The organism is Paenibacillus sp. 1182 (assembly GCF_017833915.1).
GTDB classification, from domain to species: domain Bacteria; phylum Bacillota; class Bacilli; order Paenibacillales; family Paenibacillaceae; genus Paenibacillus; species Paenibacillus polymyxa_D.
The window spans coordinates 205,270-220,856 of sequence record NZ_JAFICR010000006.1 but is presented as its reverse complement, the minus strand read 5'-3'; the positions used below and the strand labels follow the sequence as shown (position 1 = coordinate 220,856).

Here is a 15,587-nt window from a genome sequence, read left to right as displayed (position 1 = left end):
TTCGCATAACTAATATTTAAACAACATAGCAACCAGCTGATACCCAGCTCCAATCGTCCAGAACAGCACATAATCACCGCGCCGGATACGACCCGATTCAATACCTTCATGTAGAGCAATGAACGGGCTACTGGTTCCTGTGTAACCATATCGATCACCCACATAAATCATTTGGGCATCCTCTAGCTCCAAGTGATCCCGAATCTTTAATACATTTGCTAACGAGAACTGAGACAGACAATAAGCCCGTACATCCTGAGGCGATAGCCCATTCTTTTTTAAAATGCGTTCAAGCAGATCAAATGTAGGAGGCAAGGCCATATTAGCATCGAACGGAAGCCACTGAATATATTTTCCGGGGGCATTCCTTTGGAGTGTTGCCGCTAACCCCTGAGCCGGGTACAAAATTTTATCTATATTGACTGGGTCCGTAAAATACATAGAATCTATAAATCCGGTGTCTTCTTCTGTACGCTCCAAAATAACCGCACATGCAGCATCTCCATAGTTCGCATAAGTAATCTCATCCTCCGGACCGGAAATGAGTGAATTATAATCCGAACCGATAATAAGCGCTGTCCGCACGTCAGGATTAGATAACATCGACCGACTGGCTTGATCGACAGCGACTGTCATCCCTGCACAATTCGCGTTGGAATCCATCACGGCCACATCAGGTCTGGCCCCAATCGCATGGTGAACAAACAAGGCATTCATCGGAAACAGTGACTCAGGAACTTGAGTGGAGAACACGATCATATCCACGTCACAGCCTGTCATACCAGCCTGTTCCAAAGCTTTTTGCGCAGCCGCAATTCCCATGGTTAAACCGTTTTCGTTCGGATCATCAATGATATAACGCTGTTTTCTACCCATATGCTCCATGAAGCGTCGAATATCTTTGCCCCGCTCGTCAAAATGGCGAACATAGTATTCATTATCCAACGAATGGGACGGATGGTACACACCCAGTGCTTTTATTTTGATATGGCTCATCAGGCTTCCCCCTTACACAAACGTCAGCGCATTATTGTACAACAATATCTACGTTGTTTAATCCTGCTTCGCGTGCTACTCGACCAAGCTGCATTTTAATAATGGTTTGTTGAAGGCTGATACCAAAGATTACTTTGGCAAATCCGGTTTCTTTATAACGTACAAATGAGCCCTTCAATTTTTCCACTTCTCCTGGACCCAAAAGTGCCATCTGGGTACAATCTACCTTGAGTGTAAAGCTGGACGCCTGAATGGATGAGGTTTTGGCTACATAATCTTTTACAAAGCTATCATACTCCTCCTGGCTAAACACTCCATTCACCGCCATATGTACCGTTTTCATGGCTTGATCTACTTCGATAGTGTAAGGATGTTGACTCATTTTAGAAAGACTCCTTTAATTTCATTTTTTTGTCTATTAAGAGTATCGGAATAATAGGTAGAATTTTTAATATTAAATCAGATGAATCACCACTAATATATTACAAATTTGCGAATATAAAAAACCGTCACTGCTCCTAAAGAAGCAACTGACGGCTAGAGATTTGCGTATTCTCATGTGAAATTAATTCGTAAACGTATGGCGCCCGAGTGAGATGACAGCCGGGCGACTTTTACTCCATTTGGCTGTGGCAATGGCCGGGTTGTAATAAAACAAGGACCCATTGGTCGGATCAGCACCATTAAGTGCCTGTCTGGCTGCGCGGTACGCAGTCTTGTTGGGTTTCAGGCGGTATTGTCCATCCTGTACAGCGGTGAATTGGCCAGGCTGCAAAATAACGTCCGGGATCGAGCTTGGAAACTCGCCGGACTGAACACGGTTTAATACGACAGCCCCGACAGCCACTTGACCTTCAAACGATTCTCCGCGCGCCTCAGAATAAATGATACGAGCCAGTTGATCCAGCGCGGTTACGCGCACCTTACCGAAGGATTTCAGCTTGGCTTGTGTAGCAGCTCCGGCTACTCCATCAGGTGTCAGACCGTTATCCCGTTGAAAACGAGTCACCGCTTTACTGGTCAGAGAACCATAGTACCCAGTAAACCCGGCTTTGAAATAACCGAGCAAATGAAGCCGCTGTTGAAGCTCCAGCACCCGTTCGCTTTGAACCCCTTTCTTCAAAGCTGACGATTGTGCTTGTGCTTGTCCTGGTGCGACTGACAATACAGTACCTAACATACATGCGCAGGACAGGATTAAAATAGATAATTTTTTCATATTCCAGACAACCTCCTCTTTCATGTTCTGTCCGGTGCAACCATTCCGGCCTGTACAACTCAGGGACGTTTATCCGATGATGTTTCTTATGACATAACTTATGCCTAGCTGCAGAAATGACGCGTGGCTACATACGGAATGGGACAATCATGCTTTCACACGTCCGTTGCAGTATACCACAAGCCGCATTTACGTATCATCCGGCTCTGGTCCTAAGACTACCCAAGCAAATAAAACGCCATCCCTAAAGGAATGACGTGTATTAAAAGCAATGGAGCATGTTCTGGATACACTTGAATACGTGACTTTTTTCGCTATTTTTCGCTTTAACTTACCCGGGACCGAAGCCTGATTTCTATGAATTCAAATCACATTTCCGCGCACACATATATGGGCGTATGCATAGAGTAGCGTACGATCCTCAAATTTCGAATAACAGAAAGGCTGGAAACGACGCGTGAATTCATATATGGATTACACCTCTCCTACTGTACAATTCACCTATGATTTAAGAGACAATGTTTTGTTTCAGAAGGATGCTCAAAATTCGATCAACGAGCTGTCGATCCAGCAGCTGAATACATTGGCAAATGTATCGCTGCTGGATATTCGCCTCAGCACTGCTAATGTTGTGGAGCCTCACTATCATCAAAATGCCACAGAACTGGTCTACTGCATCTCTGGAGCCGTAACCGTGTCACTGATTAACCCCTTTACCCGCGAGTTACGACATTTTCCGATCACACCTGGCCAAGTGGCTAACGTCCCTCAAGGATGGTGGCATTATCTGGTCGCCACGATGGATAACACTCATTTGTTGACGATTTTTGATGCCCCGACCCCTGAATTTATACTGGGATCTGACATTTTGCGCCTAACGCCAAATAACATTATGGCTCATACTTACTGCCTGGATGAGAATAAGGTTCAGGAAGCGCTCGTCCCTATTAAAAAGCCTGTCATCATCGGTCCTCCCAATGACTGCAAGCAGCAGCCCCCCCCCCGAAAACCTGGGATACATGTGAGGCTTGCTGATGCTTCACCACACTATCAAGCCGTCCCCCAAAGAGATTACGCCTATACTAACGGATATCCTGGCTTCTCTTTTAATCCCTATCAAGAATAGGCTAACTCTAGTCAGGTCTTAAGTTCGAGGGAATACCTTTTCCCTGTATGTTCGCCGTTACCATAAGACCGTCCCTCTCATAAAATGCCAATGTATAAGAGGGGGTGATGGAATGGACGCTTACTACAACTGTTTGAACTGCATGAATAAAAAAGTACGTATTCTCACCATGGACGGAAAACAGTACGAAGGAACCATTATGGATGTGGATCGTAATAATGTGTACTTAAAAACAGAACGGAACGGACGTGTACAAACGTCTGCCTTTTATCCTGGCTACGGGTATGGGAATCAAATCTTAACATTGAGCCTGTTCACCCTGCTGGCGATTGCGTTAATTTAATCCCTGACCCATTGTCCGTTCCTGTCTATAGATGCCAATGTACCTCAAATGACAGCTGTCCCGCCCGGTACCATTTGTGTAGGGCTTGTACGCTGTTATTTGAGGTGTTTTATCATTTATTCCATCCTCTAAAACACTTAACCCCCCATCAGTTATATACCGATGGGGGGTTAAGCTACTCATTTTAAATTAAACCCATAAAGACTTCGTAATGATAACGAGCAGAATGAACAGTACCAGAATAGCTCCTGTCGATGTCCAAACTCCTGGGTAGCCTCCTACTGAACCGCCGCCACAACCTCTTTCACATTCACTCATGGTCATTGCCTCCTTCAATTCAAGGTACAACATAGCTTATGTATTGAGCTTTCCCATGGACCGGGCTTTTTGGCAATGTTATGAATGTTTTCGCTGATGGGCATTAGCCTACACCTTTCCTAGGCAGGAGCATAGGATAACACAACTAATCTTGAAGGAGTGAAGCAATTGAATTCAAATCAAATGCTCAATTACAACGTTAATCAACCTTTTCCTCACCATCCTACCTCTCACCACGTCGTGGTGCACCCTGTAGATCCATACGTCGTAGAAACATTAAAATCGGTGATCGGCAAGTACGTTGTACTTGAGACCACTCGTGGCAGAATTGATGGATGCGTAGTTGATTGTAAGCCCGACCATGTTATTTTAGATGTATATGGGAAAAAATTCTTTGTTCGAATCAGCGAAATCGTATGGATCATGCCCAACTAAACAAATCAGACATTAAAAATCCTCGCAGATCCTGTTCCGGATTCGCGAGGATTGATCATAATATGATTATGCTAATCGAGCTCTCCTCCAAGTGAAGCCCGGAGTTCATCTATCGTTCCGTTGTATTCATCCAAATCCACTTGGCCTCGAATACCCGGAACACTGCCTGTGCTACTGTACTGCCAAGCCCACCAGTTATTCCAAGCTGGAACCGCGGTCGGCTTTTGCGTAGTGCTGTATCGGGCTACCCACAGTTTATACATAGAAAATGTAGGATCAAACTTGGAAGCAAAGACATTACCCGTGTATACGATCGGCTGACGTCCGGTAAGCCTCTCCATTTCATCCAAAAAGGCATGAGCCACTTCATTAATTTGTGCAGGAGTAAGACCTTTGGGGTTATTTTCATAGTCCATCACAGGGGGCAGATCCAGCCTGCCTCCTGCTGAATCTAGAGCCCTAGCAAAGTTAGCAGCTTCCTGACGAGCTCCATCCGCGGTAGTTGCGTTCAAAAAGTGGTAAGCGCCAACCAAGATGTTAGCCTCTCTGGCACCCTGTACATTTATCAAAAATTGATTATCTTGATATTTTGTGCCCTCTGTAGCTTTAATAAAAGCAAATGTTTTACCTGCCGCTGCCACTTGCTGCCAATCAATATTGCCATTATAGTGTGAGACGTCAATCCCTTGCGCGTGTCCATCGGAAGAAATCACAGGTGCAACAGGTATGGTAGGTAAAACGTTCTCGGTAGTTGATGGCTCCTCCGTTTCCTGATCCAATGCTATAACAACCTTACCATCATCTGCATTGAGTATATGAAAAGGTGTGCTGTTATTAAGATCAACCACAATACGTACCGATGCGGGAGTTGTACTAAACATGGAATATCTTACTTGGGAAACATCTGGATCTTCTGTGACTGGAAAACTTCCTTGTCCACTATTGTCAAATGATTGCGATGCTAGAAATTCCTCAGCAAACTTTGTATCCGGTATGTCTACAACAATACGGTCTGCATGAGTCAACGTAGTTACTTTGGGGGTTACTTTTCCATTAACAGCTATAGTCAATTGGTGATTAGCGAAGCTAATTTGGTTTATAGCCGTGCGCGCACTCTCTTTAGGATTACTTACAGCTGGAGTAGCAGAATGATCATGAGTGGACTCGCTATTCCCGCTTGAAGCAGGTGGAGTCGTCAGGAACACGGTTTTAAGCTCGTTGTTCCAGACCACATCAACCCCTGTCTGTTCGGATACAAAGCGAAGCGGAACATAAGTCGTCCCCTCTCTAAGCAAAGGCGCTACAGCCAATCCCATTTGATGATCATTAACAGAGGCCATGGGATTGTTGACCTGAAGACTGAGGTTAAGATTTTGCTTATGTATAGTTATGGTCCCTGTCTTGGACTCCCAATTCACGCTATAACCCGATTCCTCTACAATGAGACGGAGTGGAACCAGTATATTCCCCTTTACTTCTTGAATCTGAACACCTTTGCCAACACTTATATCTTTACCGTCTAACTGAAGATGTGAACTCGAAGAGGCAGCGTGACTCTCTCTTGGAAATGCTAGTAGAAACAGAAACAAAAAAGCAAATAAACAAATTTTCTTCATTATGTACCCTACCATTCTCTATATTTTCGCTTATGAAATTCTTGCACTCTATGATTCTCAGGACCTCCATTTTGATAGACGCGAATCATATGTAAAAAGTTACGATTGATTCAGTACATATTTCAGTTTTATCATACAAAAGTACTAAAAAACTCTACCAGCTATATAGCAAGCAGAGCTTTTTCCAGTTTTATTAATCTGGTTTACTAGCAATCTTATCACAAACGAATACTTCATGTTCACACTGTTAAAAATGTTAAACCTATAAGAATGATCGAGGTAACAGACAGTACCAGTAAGGGAAGCATTGCTTTCTCTCGCAAAGCCTTAAAGCTCACATTCAGCCCCATACCTACCATAGCCATCGTTAACATAAAGGTGGTAACTTGAGAAATTCCGTTTGTCAGACTAGATGGAACTACAATATATTTTCCAAAAACATAGCTGCCCACAACACTTGTAGCCATAAAGCCGATGAGGAACCAGGGAAACTCCACTTTAGCATCTGTACGAATTTTTCCGGTTCGTTTCATCCAAACCATTAAAACAAAGCTGAGCGGTATGAGCAAGAAAACACGCCCCAGTTTGGCTAATAAGCCCATTGCAAGAGCATCCTGTCCGGCAGGCGCTGCAGCTAAGGCCACATGTGCAATTTCATGTAAACTGACGCCCGACCAGATCCCATATTGCATATCCGTCAAAGGAAGCCAGGGTCGAAGCACGGTAAACAAAATGGCAAATATCGTACCAACCAAGGCAATGAGTCCTACTCCTATGGCTGTATCCTCATCTTTGGATTTTAACAAGGGAGAAACCGCTGCAATCGCTGCTGCACCGCAAACTCCTGTTCCAATACCAAGAAGAAGCGAAAGCGAAGCATCTGCCTTGAAACGTTTTGCCAGCCAAACCGTAAAAAAGATGGAAAATACAACGGTGCCCACATCACGCAAAAGTAAACCCAGTCCATGATGAATGACAACATCCATATTCAGCTTCAGCCCAAATAACACAATCGCTCCGCGTAGTATTTTCTTTGCTGAAAACTCAACCCCTGAGCGCACAGCTTCAGGGTATCCCCACAACTGTCGGTACAGAATAGCGAGAAACATGGCACAAGCCAATGGACCTACATAATGAAAGCCTGGCAATTCGTTCAGACCGTAGCCTGCCAAAGCAAATAACATCGTGAGGATAATGCCAAATATACGCTGGAATAATCGCCCTCTGTTCGAAAATAATTTGGTATGTTGTGTATGACTATTCATGGTGAACCCCTCCAATTCTACATACATCCAGCTTAATATGTTTTTTGTCATAAGAAAAATAAATCATTATAATTATGATAATAAGTAAATAGATATAATAAATTTGGAGGAATGGGCTTTGGACCAATCTTTAATCGTATTTGTTAGGGTCGCAGAGAAACAAAACTTCACACGAGCTGCCGAGGTATTACACATGACCCAACCTGCGGTAAGTCAGTATATTCAAATGCTGGAACGTAGCGTAGGAACCCGTCTCCTGGAGCGTAGTAATAAATATGTGCGCTTAACCAAAGCAGGTGAAATTGTGTATCATCATGCCCAGGAGATTATCCGACTCCATACACGTATGCAGTACTTGGTGGATGAGCTAATGCATACGGCAAAGGGTAACCTGTCTATTGGTGCAAGCTACACGTATGGCGAATATGTGCTGCCGCATGTGATTGCGCAAATGAGAATCCAGTATCCACTCATTCAGCCCTCCATTACCATCGGCAATACATTGGAAATTGAAAAGCTCGTGATCCATAATCAACTGGATGTGGGGATTATCGAAGGAGAATTTCAGCATGACCATCTACACATTGAATCATTTGCTGATGATCGAATGTATATCGTCGTTCCGCAAAATCATCGTTTGGCTGGTAAATCTCAAGTGGATATAAATGAGCTGCATGAGGACATCTGGATTCTGCGGGAAGAAGGCTCTGGAACCCGGGAGGCGGCTGAAAAGATGTTTGCACAGCTTCGATTTTATCCTTCTCATATGATGAATTTTGGCAGTACACAGATCATCAAAGAGTCTGTAGAAGCAGGCTTGGGGATTTCTTTGCTGTCCCAATGGGTCATTCAGAAGGAACTTGCTTTGGGAACATTAGAAGTATTGGATATTCTCAATCTCCCGTTCATTCGGAAATTTTCTTTTCTGACCCCTTCTGCAGTATTTGAGACGAAAGCATGCACCGCTTTTTTGGAGGTTTTGCGAAGTTATAATGTGAAAAGATAACGTGCATAAACAAAAAAGCACCCATAAAGGTGCTTTCAGCATTCATCATTATAATATTTTTTATGAAGAAAGATGATCCATACCATGATATAAGAAATGAGAAAAATCAGCGTAGCTTCCTTGGAACTGTTGCATATCATGAGCAGCAATACCTACAAAATTCCCTGTAAAACCACCGGATAAAAAGCTGATATCCTGCATTTCAAAAAGTCGCTTCCAAGCAGATCTATCTCCGACTCCATAATAAAATTGCCCGTGGGATGCATGGACTTCCACAGCTAAATGTATAGGAAGATCGTCCTGAAGCGTAATCGCTTGGGGAACTAAAGTAAATGTATTGGCTTCACATCGCATCAAGCGTAGTACCTTCCCTTGTCCTTCCTCATAGCTAATATAGGCGTACAAATAATCTTCTTCATTAAGGTACAGTAGTAGCCCCGCCATCTGCAAATAGCTTGTTGGCTGGTACTCCAGTGCTGTTTCTACCCGGAAATGATGATCTGTTTGCCGAATGGCAAGCACGTGATGCTGGAACAGACTTTGTATGGATTCCCCAGCATGGATTCGAAGATAGCCCGGGCGCTGACTTAATGAACACCAGCTCTCGTTCGCTAGGATACGCAATGTGTTCCACGTTTTATCTAATAGGGCTCCCTCGAAAAAATCCTCGAAAATATTACTCTTTTGCTCTTGCTTAACCGAAATTGTCCCTTGAGGTGCAGGCACCTCCAATTGAGGCGTATGGCCCCCCGCGGTTAATCGCAGCCAGCCTTCATCATTCCAGTACACTTGCTGCAAGGCTGTTTCCCGTCCCAAAATGGCATATTTCCCCTCTACCGGGCGTGTGCATAAATGAGCCATGTACCATTCGCCGTCCGGTGTTTGTACAAGACTGCCATGTCCTGCACATTGTAACGGGAAATCCTGTCGATCACGTGATGTAAGCATCGGGTTGTGCGGGTCTACTTCATATGGTCCGGTTATTTGCTTCGAGCGTGCTACGGTAACGGCATGCCCCGTACCCGTTCCGCCTTCCGCTGTAACAAGATAATAATATCCGTTTTGCTTGTAGATATGAGGCGCTTCTGTTTTCTTCAAAGGAGTACAATCAAAGATTTTAACAGGCTCCCCAATGAGCTGTTGTTGCTTGCTATCATACTCCTGCATAACGATACCGGAAGATTTATTGCTTTCCAACATGCGATAATCCCACAATGCGTTCAACAGCCATTTGCGTCCGTCCTCATCATGAAATAAAGACGGATCAAATCCGCTACTATTCAGATAAACGGGCTTCGACCACGGTCCTTGGATCGTAGGCGCCGTCATCACAAAATTATGAACATCCTTGAACGGACGTTTGGTGCTTTTCACATCCGTATAGAGCAGATAAAAAAGGTTATCCGCATAACTAAGCTGTGGTGCCCAAATACTGCAATTTTTAGGATTACCTCTTAAGTCAACCTGATCGGTCAAAATATCTGTGCAGTGCTCCCAATGGGCCAAATCTTTGGACTGGTACACCCGTACTCCAGGCAGCCACTCAAACGATGACACCACAATATAGTAAGTATCCAGGGCTCGTGTAATACACGGATCGGGATTAAAGCCTTTTAATATGGGATTTTGGATCATCATGAGACCTCACTTCTCCTTACTTCCAAAATGTGACTTCAGCAAAAACCTGTTCCTTGCTCCATGCTTCTGTTCCCGCCTCAAAACAATCCGCCCACGGAACACGCTGCTTACGTAACGTAGCAACTTCATCGGGTCCGTTATATTCCTGATAACAGACGGTTTTCTCGTTCGCAACATTGTTCCAATTGTCCCAGCCACGTGGGTCAATATGATCGCCCATTTTACAATCGACAAATACGGTTTTGGCATATTCCCGCCACGGACGGCCCAAAAAAACCGGGGTAATATCAGGCTCTGCAGTTAGGTAGCATTGGTTGAATACATAGCCATACGCTTGTCCTTGCGGCGTAGAGGCGGCTGTGACGTAGCTCGTTTGGTTCTCATGATGGCGTAAACTGCGAATTTCGCAATCTTCAAAATAAGCGGTAGCCCCACCAAAAATAAAGTCCACCGTACCCTCTATATAACAATGCTGATAGAGCTGCCGATAGTGTCTATGGTGCTCCTTCAAATGGATTCCACCAAACTGGAGTCGTTCTTTCGGTGCAGGAGGTAGAGGGCCTGTAAATAAAGTATCCTGGTGCCCTTTAAAGGTACAGTTTCTAAAGACCGTTTCATCGCAATGAGCGTATACCGCAACGGCCTGCCCAATGGCTTCTCCCTGTCCTGCCGTGTTGGAAATCGTGAGATTTTCCAAGATCAGATGGCTACCGCCTAAAAATAAAGTGGGTGTCGCAAAGGTCCCTATTTCCTCACCCGCTTCATTCCGCTCCTTGGCATACCGATTCATTCGAATCTCTACCTGCCCGATGCCTATAATATGAAGATACGAACGGTAAATTCGCACCTCTTCCTCATAAATACCTGATAAAATAGTTAACGTTTCCATTTCATTGGAAGCCGACTGCTCCAATACAGCAATTGCCTCCTGAATCGTATGGAAATCACAAAAGGATTCTTTTCCAACTAGCATGATTACCCCGATCCTTTCATTTGATTTACAGGTGCTTGGCTAAAAATGTCTGCCACGCCGTGCGCATTTGCAGCGTCTCCATATGTCCACCGCCTGCAATCACAGGCTGCCAATGCTCTGGGTGACCTGCCTGCTGGTAAGCTTCCAGCAACCCTTTTGCCAAATGCTCGACTCCTTCAATAGGACACATCCGGTCATTTTGACCTGTTATACTCATCCGTGGACGAGGTACGATCCGCTTTTGAATATCAAGGGTGGTAAAATGCTTCAGCAAGCCGGGGACATAGGAATAAAAGCCATGATGGTCCAATCCCCGTTTAGCGATTAGCGTATGGGCATCTACCTGTCCACAAATATCAACCGTAACCTGTATCCGTTCATCTAACGCAGCCATCCACCATGCCATGAGTCCGCCCATCGACATACCGATTGTTGCGATACGGGAAGCATCAATGTCTTCACGCTGGCACATATAATCCACCAAGCGACGGTTATCATACAGCATCATGCCCCACAGCACTTGGCCCTGCCAGAGCATTTCCTTTACCAGCTCGCTTTCGGTTTTGCCCCCACGTTCATTGAAGCCCCACATGTCAATGCAGCATACGCAGTACCCCATGTCTGTCAGGGTTGTAGCAAACGAGGGCTGCTGCAAGTAAGAGCTGCTATGGAGCAGTTCCTTACGTCCATTCGTATAGTTGCCCCCATGCGAATGGTTAAAAACGACCATTGGAAACGGACCGTTCCCTTGCAAGGGTGTAGCTACATAAGCGGGTACAGATTCGATCCCGTTCAAGTCCAGCAGGAGACACTCCAGTCGGTACCCCTCACGCTCTTCTTCATTCAACAGAGTTGCCGTTATAGGGCGATCTGCCGGAAGGTCTCCCAACAATGCTTGTAATTTATCCACGTTGTACCTCCTTTCATGTCCTCCTAATTCATCCTATTTTGTTCAGAAGGTTGTATCGTTACTTGTTCTATCAGCTTTTCGGGCTCAGCTGTATTCTTCGAATGGCAACGATTGATTTCAACGTCTTCCCCATTCTCAATATAAAAGGCAGGACCTTGATGATTTTCAATCGTCACCTGTTGAAAACGAATATCCCTCACGTTACCTAGATAAAAACCACGGTTATTCATATCTTCGATCCCTGTCATCATGGCCGGACGACCGGGAATTGCATTTTTAGCCATAGAAATATCAATATTGGAGAATGTAATTTCAGCAATATATTGTTCTGCTAGTCCGTATAAGAATCCAGCAGCCGCATGAACCTGTCGTGCCGTAATATCGGAAAAATGAATTCGTCTAAAGCACGGGGTTTCATCGGTAATCGGATAGGGATTTTTGTCCCACACATATTTGTCTTTGCCCCGAGGGCCGCAGAAATAATACAGGTTCAGAATAAATGGACAAATGACCTCCTCCATCACAATGTTGCTGACGCGGATATCCTCGATGATTCCGCCACGTCCCCGTCTGGATTTCAGACGTATACCCCGATCTGTTTGCTTGAACACACAATTGCTGATCGTAACATTACGAATATCACCACTCATTTCGCTCCCCAGTACAACTGCGCCATGTCCATGCACCATCGTACAGTTGGTAATCGTAATATTTTCACATGGAATTCGCTCTTGTGTATCTTCGGTCCCCGCTTTGATCGCAATACAATCATCGCCCACATCTATATTGCAGTTGCTAATACGAACATTGGAACAGGATTCAGGATTAATGCCATCCGTATTGGGGGAGTCCGCCGGGTTAAGAATGGACAAATTATCAATCGTAACGTTATAGCAAGCGATGGGGTTCACAGTCCAACTGGGGGAATTTTTTAACATAACATCTTTAATGGTAACCCGCTGACAACGGTCAAAGCTGATTAATTTGGGTCTCGGATACTGTAACTCCTCTGGATGATTTCGGTGCTTTTCCCACCACGGCTGACCATTTCCATCCAGCGTTCCGCTACCTGTAACTGAAATATTCTCAAGATTCTGTCCATAAATGCATGACGCATGCACTTCCCGCTGAACGCCTTCCCATCTGGATTCCACTACAGGGTAATCAGCCAGATCCGTACTGAAGGACAGAATTGCGCCAGGACTTACATGTAGTTCAATGTTATTTTTCAGAAAGATAGCACCTGTCAGATACGTCCCAGACGGAACAACAACGGTTCCTCCTCCAGCATTGCTGGCCGCTTCAATGGCAGCCGCAATCGCTCCCGTAGCCAACGTCGTGCCATCCTGAACTGCTCCATATTCTACAATGTTATACAATTGCATTTCGTTCTCTCCTGTCTTTTTTTTGTGAATACGAAAATGATTTATAGACTGGGCTTGAAAATACACTGGAAAACGGAATAGGCGGAATGGTGCTGGACAAGTGTCAGCGATGGTAAGCACCTTCCGCCTGCGTAGTGGCAATTCATGTACACTCATGCTCAACCTATATCTTTATTTTTTCGTTTTCTTATACGCTTCCTCATACTCAGCAGTAATCCGTGATCCACCGGAGTTTTTCCAGTTTTCTACGGCTGCTTTAAATCCGGCTTCGTCAAGCTCACCCATAATAAATTTGAAGGAGGCGTCGGTAATGATTTTCTCCAGCTCTGTTCCTTGCTCATTAGCGGTGACTGAATCCAGTGGCACGGTCGGGTCCAGAACAGCAAATTCATTATTTTCTCGGACTAATTCATTAGCCAGTTCCTTTTCTGGATTGGCATCTTTTAAGTTATAAGTCACTTCACTTGGTCTGGAGCTTGAAAATGGCTGAACATCTGCTTGCCACAAATCTGTATTCGTAATTTTGAAGGCTCCATCTTTTTCGATTTTATAATGAGTGCCTTCAATACCACCGGTCATATACATATATACATCTTTGTCAATTAAATCATCTACAAATTGCAGCAGTCTCTTCAACTCAGCTTCTGTTTTTACTTCGGATTTCGGAAATGCCAGCAAACCTCCTACCCCGCTTCCCTCAGACCATACGTGGTATTTGCCATCTCCATTCGAAATCTTGTTAACTGGTACCAGCTTCAGCCCCTTTTGCAGGCCTTGGGACAAGGTTCTGAGGTTAGAGATATCGATCATGCCTGTATAAATACCTGCTTTACCTTGTGCAAATTGTTGCTGCTGGTCCGTTTTAGCGGTTACAGCAAAGTCTTTAGAGAGATATCCGTTTTTGTATAACTTATTCGAATACTTTAAGGTCTCCAAATATTGGGGAGTATCAAATTCCGGCGTAAACTTTCCGCTTTCATCTACTTTCCAGCCATTAGGTGTGCCAAAGTAGGAACTTAAAGTTTTGAAGCTGCTGTAGCGTAGATCCGATCTGTCAACAAATCCAGTCGTATCCTTTTTTCCATTCCCATCCGGATCATCTTCTGTAAACGCTCTCGCAACTTCATACAACTCATCCAGTGTCGTCGGCACCTTCAATCCTAAGCGATCCAGCCAATCCTGACGAATGACCAGACCTGCCCGAGCCAGATTCTTCTGGAACGGAACGCCATACAGTACCCCTTCAATGGATGCGGCTTCTCGCACTTCAGGCGGGATCTTCTTCAAATTTTCATAATCATCCAAATACTTTCCTACATCCCAGAATAGTCCTGATTTCAATGAACTACGCACTGAAGAGTTAGTCATCATCGTCAGCGTCACCATATCAGCCAGTTCACCAGAAGCCAGTGCGGTGGTAATTCTCTCTTCTTTGGAAGCATCCGGCACCCAGTTGAACGTGATTTTAGAATTGGTGTATTCTTCAATTTTGCTTTTGATCGTTTCTGTAGGCGGAGAAGCTGTATGCAATACGTTTAACCAAGTGAACTCCAGTTTGGACTTCGGATCATAGGTTTGGCCGCTTTGATCCTCCCCCCCCTTATCACCACAAGCTGCTAAAAAAACACTCATGACCATTAGTACAGCAAGAAGGCCTGATACTCCCTTTTTCGTCGTGATTCCCTTTTTCATCGTGTTTGCTCCTTTTCTGTTTGTATATTCATGCCATATCTTCCTCTTTCACCAGAACCTCTCGCTCTATTTTGCTGAATACCTGATGCGTCATCCACATCACGAGATAGCCCATAATACTTACTCCGGCAAAAGTTAGAATTCCTGGGTACAAGCCTAGAATCAATGCAAATAGCACGACAATGGCTACAAAAAGAACAAGCGTGTATTGTAAATACGAAAATCCAATCACTATTGACATCTTGACCTTCAGTCTGATGCCTTTCCAATCATAGTGAGCCAGCAGCGGGAAAATATAGGCCAAAGAGATAAGATACAAAAAGGCTCCAATAAGCGTCACCACACGAACATACCAGGACGAGACGTTGACGATATCCACGTAGAGCACGTAACCCACAAGGCTGTAAAGCCCGCCAATGATTGCTGCTTCTTTAAAGCTTTCTCTAAAGTAACGTACAAACGTCGGGAAAATAGCGACTTCCTCATTGCCCCGAATCCACTGTCTTAAAATACTAAGCATAGCAACGGTTGCAGGCCCAACGCCTATAAAACCCAAGCCCAGAATCGTCGCAACCGTCCAAAGCAAATTAAGGTAGACCAGGCGTAGCAGGCGCATGCACCATTTGTTCATGTTTTCTACAAACCGCACCATTTTGCATCCTTCC

Annotated in this window: 16 protein-coding genes; 4 read left to right on the top strand and 12 right to left on the bottom strand. The window is 44.6% G+C overall.

Annotation, left to right across the window (positions count from 1 at the left end):
* Window positions 1–9: 9 nt before the first annotated feature.
* The 3 genes from JOD82_RS14505 to JOD82_RS14495 all read right to left on the bottom strand — a co-directional run bounded on the left by JOD82_RS14505 (window position 10) and on the right by JOD82_RS14495 (window position 2,215).
* On the bottom strand, window positions 10–996 hold the full coding sequence (locus tag JOD82_RS14505; RefSeq protein ID WP_208332683.1) for a ketoacyl-ACP synthase III: 987 nt from the start codon (window positions 994–996) through the stop codon (window positions 10–12).
* A 31-nt stretch (window positions 997–1,027) separates the two neighbouring features.
* Window positions 1,028–1,378, bottom strand: a complete 351-nt coding sequence (locus JOD82_RS14500; RefSeq protein ID WP_029517714.1) for a hypothetical protein — start codon at window positions 1,376–1,378, stop codon at window positions 1,028–1,030.
* 183 nt (window positions 1,379–1,561) lie between these two features.
* A complete protein-coding gene (locus JOD82_RS14495) occupies window positions 1,562–2,215 on the bottom strand; it encodes a cell wall hydrolase (RefSeq protein ID WP_069010300.1) in 654 nt (217 codons plus the stop codon).
* Window positions 2,216–2,672: 457 nt separating this feature from the next.
* On the opposite strand from JOD82_RS14495, the gene JOD82_RS14490 reads away from it, so the two are divergent.
* Together JOD82_RS14490 and JOD82_RS14485 are read left to right on the top strand one after the other, a co-directional pair.
* Window positions 2,673–3,341 (top strand): cupin domain-containing protein, encoded by a 669-nt coding sequence (locus JOD82_RS14490; RefSeq protein WP_209949522.1) that lies wholly within the window; start codon window positions 2,673–2,675, stop codon window positions 3,339–3,341.
* Window positions 3,342–3,453: 112 nt separating this feature from the next.
* On the top strand, window positions 3,454–3,684 hold the full coding sequence (locus tag JOD82_RS14485) for an LSm family protein (RefSeq protein WP_029517718.1): 231 nt from the start codon (window positions 3,454–3,456) through the stop codon (window positions 3,682–3,684).
* A 189-nt stretch (window positions 3,685–3,873) separates the two neighbouring features.
* Here JOD82_RS14485 and JOD82_RS29505 read toward each other — a convergent pair whose 3' ends face one another.
* Window positions 3,874–4,002 (bottom strand): hypothetical protein, encoded by a 129-nt coding sequence (locus JOD82_RS29505; RefSeq protein WP_013371969.1) that lies wholly within the window; start codon window positions 4,000–4,002, stop codon window positions 3,874–3,876.
* A 168-nt stretch (window positions 4,003–4,170) separates the two neighbouring features.
* On the opposite strand from JOD82_RS29505, the gene JOD82_RS14480 reads away from it, so the two are divergent.
* Window positions 4,171–4,437: a DUF2642 domain-containing protein gene (locus JOD82_RS14480; protein ID WP_025719729.1), complete on the top strand. Its 267-nt coding sequence runs from the start codon at window positions 4,171–4,173 to the stop codon at window positions 4,435–4,437.
* A 71-nt stretch (window positions 4,438–4,508) separates the two neighbouring features.
* Here JOD82_RS14480 and JOD82_RS14475 read toward each other — a convergent pair whose 3' ends face one another.
* Together JOD82_RS14475 and JOD82_RS14470 are read right to left on the bottom strand one after the other, a co-directional pair.
* Window positions 4,509–6,053 carry a GH25 family lysozyme gene (locus tag JOD82_RS14475; RefSeq protein WP_069010299.1) on the bottom strand — a complete coding sequence of 515 codons (1,545 nt, stop codon included), beginning with the start codon at window positions 6,051–6,053 and terminating at the stop codon, window positions 4,509–4,511.
* 239 nt (window positions 6,054–6,292) lie between these two features.
* Window positions 6,293–7,318 (bottom strand): YeiH family protein, encoded by a 1,026-nt coding sequence (locus JOD82_RS14470; RefSeq protein ID WP_069010298.1) that lies wholly within the window; start codon window positions 7,316–7,318, stop codon window positions 6,293–6,295.
* A gap of 118 nt (window positions 7,319–7,436) precedes the next feature.
* Here JOD82_RS14470 and JOD82_RS14465 point away from each other — a divergent pair, with 118 nt between their 5' ends.
* Window positions 7,437–8,324, top strand: coding sequence for a LysR family transcriptional regulator (locus JOD82_RS14465; protein WP_029517721.1), 888 nt, complete (start codon window positions 7,437–7,439; stop codon window positions 8,322–8,324).
* Window positions 8,325–8,384: 60 nt separating this feature from the next.
* On the opposite strand, the gene JOD82_RS14460 is transcribed toward JOD82_RS14465, so the two are convergent.
* From JOD82_RS14460 to JOD82_RS14435, 6 genes are all read right to left on the bottom strand, one after another.
* Window positions 8,385–9,962, bottom strand: a complete 1,578-nt coding sequence (locus JOD82_RS14460; protein ID WP_069010297.1) for a glycoside hydrolase family 43 protein — start codon at window positions 9,960–9,962, stop codon at window positions 8,385–8,387.
* A gap of 16 nt (window positions 9,963–9,978) precedes the next feature.
* Window positions 9,979–10,935: a pectinesterase family protein gene (locus JOD82_RS14455; RefSeq protein WP_029517723.1), complete on the bottom strand. Its 957-nt coding sequence runs from the start codon at window positions 10,933–10,935 to the stop codon at window positions 9,979–9,981.
* 25 nt (window positions 10,936–10,960) lie between these two features.
* Window positions 10,961–11,845: a dienelactone hydrolase family protein gene (locus JOD82_RS14450; protein ID WP_029517724.1), complete on the bottom strand. Its 885-nt coding sequence runs from the start codon at window positions 11,843–11,845 to the stop codon at window positions 10,961–10,963.
* A gap of 23 nt (window positions 11,846–11,868) precedes the next feature.
* On the bottom strand, window positions 11,869–13,230 hold the full coding sequence (locus tag JOD82_RS14445) for a glycoside hydrolase family 28 protein (RefSeq protein ID WP_069010296.1): 1,362 nt from the start codon (window positions 13,228–13,230) through the stop codon (window positions 11,869–11,871).
* A gap of 171 nt (window positions 13,231–13,401) precedes the next feature.
* The gene (locus JOD82_RS14440; RefSeq protein WP_029517726.1) at window positions 13,402–14,922 is read right to left on the bottom strand and encodes an extracellular solute-binding protein; all 1,521 of its coding nucleotides are present in this window, start codon (window positions 14,920–14,922) and stop codon (window positions 13,402–13,404) included.
* A 28-nt stretch (window positions 14,923–14,950) separates the two neighbouring features.
* Complete coding sequence (locus tag JOD82_RS14435; RefSeq protein WP_069010295.1) at window positions 14,951–15,574, bottom strand: YesL family protein; 624 nt, start codon at window positions 15,572–15,574, stop codon at window positions 14,951–14,953.
* Window positions 15,575–15,587 lie beyond the last annotated feature (13 nt).

Bases quoted from the DNA above. Each gene is read 5' to 3' on its own strand.
- JOD82_RS14505 (WP_208332683.1), bottom strand. From the start codon at position 996: ATGAGCCATATCAAAATAAAAGCACTGGGTGTGTACCATCCGTCCCAT.
- JOD82_RS14500 (WP_029517714.1), bottom strand. From the start codon at position 1,378: ATGAGTCAACATCCTTACACTATCGAAGTAGATCAAGCCATGAAAACG.
- JOD82_RS14495 (WP_069010300.1), bottom strand. From the start codon at position 2,215: ATGAAAAAATTATCTATTTTAATCCTGTCCTGCGCATGTATGTTAGGT.
- JOD82_RS14485 (WP_029517718.1), top strand. From the start codon at position 3,454: ATGGACGCTTACTACAACTGTTTGAACTGCATGAATAAAAAAGTACGT.
- JOD82_RS29505 (WP_013371969.1), bottom strand. From the start codon at position 4,002: ATGAGTGAATGTGAAAGAGGTTGTGGCGGCGGTTCAGTAGGAGGCTAC.
- JOD82_RS14475 (WP_069010299.1), bottom strand. From the start codon at position 6,053: ATGAAGAAAATTTGTTTATTTGCTTTTTTGTTTCTGTTTCTACTAGCA.
- JOD82_RS14470 (WP_069010298.1), bottom strand. From the start codon at position 7,318: ATGAATAGTCATACACAACATACCAAATTATTTTCGAACAGAGGGCGA.
- JOD82_RS14460 (WP_069010297.1), bottom strand. From the start codon at position 9,962: ATGATGATCCAAAATCCCATATTAAAAGGCTTTAATCCCGATCCGTGT.
- JOD82_RS14455 (WP_029517723.1), bottom strand. From the start codon at position 10,935: ATGCTAGTTGGAAAAGAATCCTTTTGTGATTTCCATACGATTCAGGAG.
- JOD82_RS14445 (WP_069010296.1), bottom strand. From the start codon at position 13,230: ATGCAATTGTATAACATTGTAGAATATGGAGCAGTTCAGGATGGCACG.
- JOD82_RS14440 (WP_029517726.1), bottom strand. From the start codon at position 14,922: ATGAAAAAGGGAATCACGACGAAAAAGGGAGTATCAGGCCTTCTTGCT.
- JOD82_RS14435 (WP_069010295.1), bottom strand. From the start codon at position 15,574: ATGGTGCGGTTTGTAGAAAACATGAACAAATGGTGCATGCGCCTGCTA.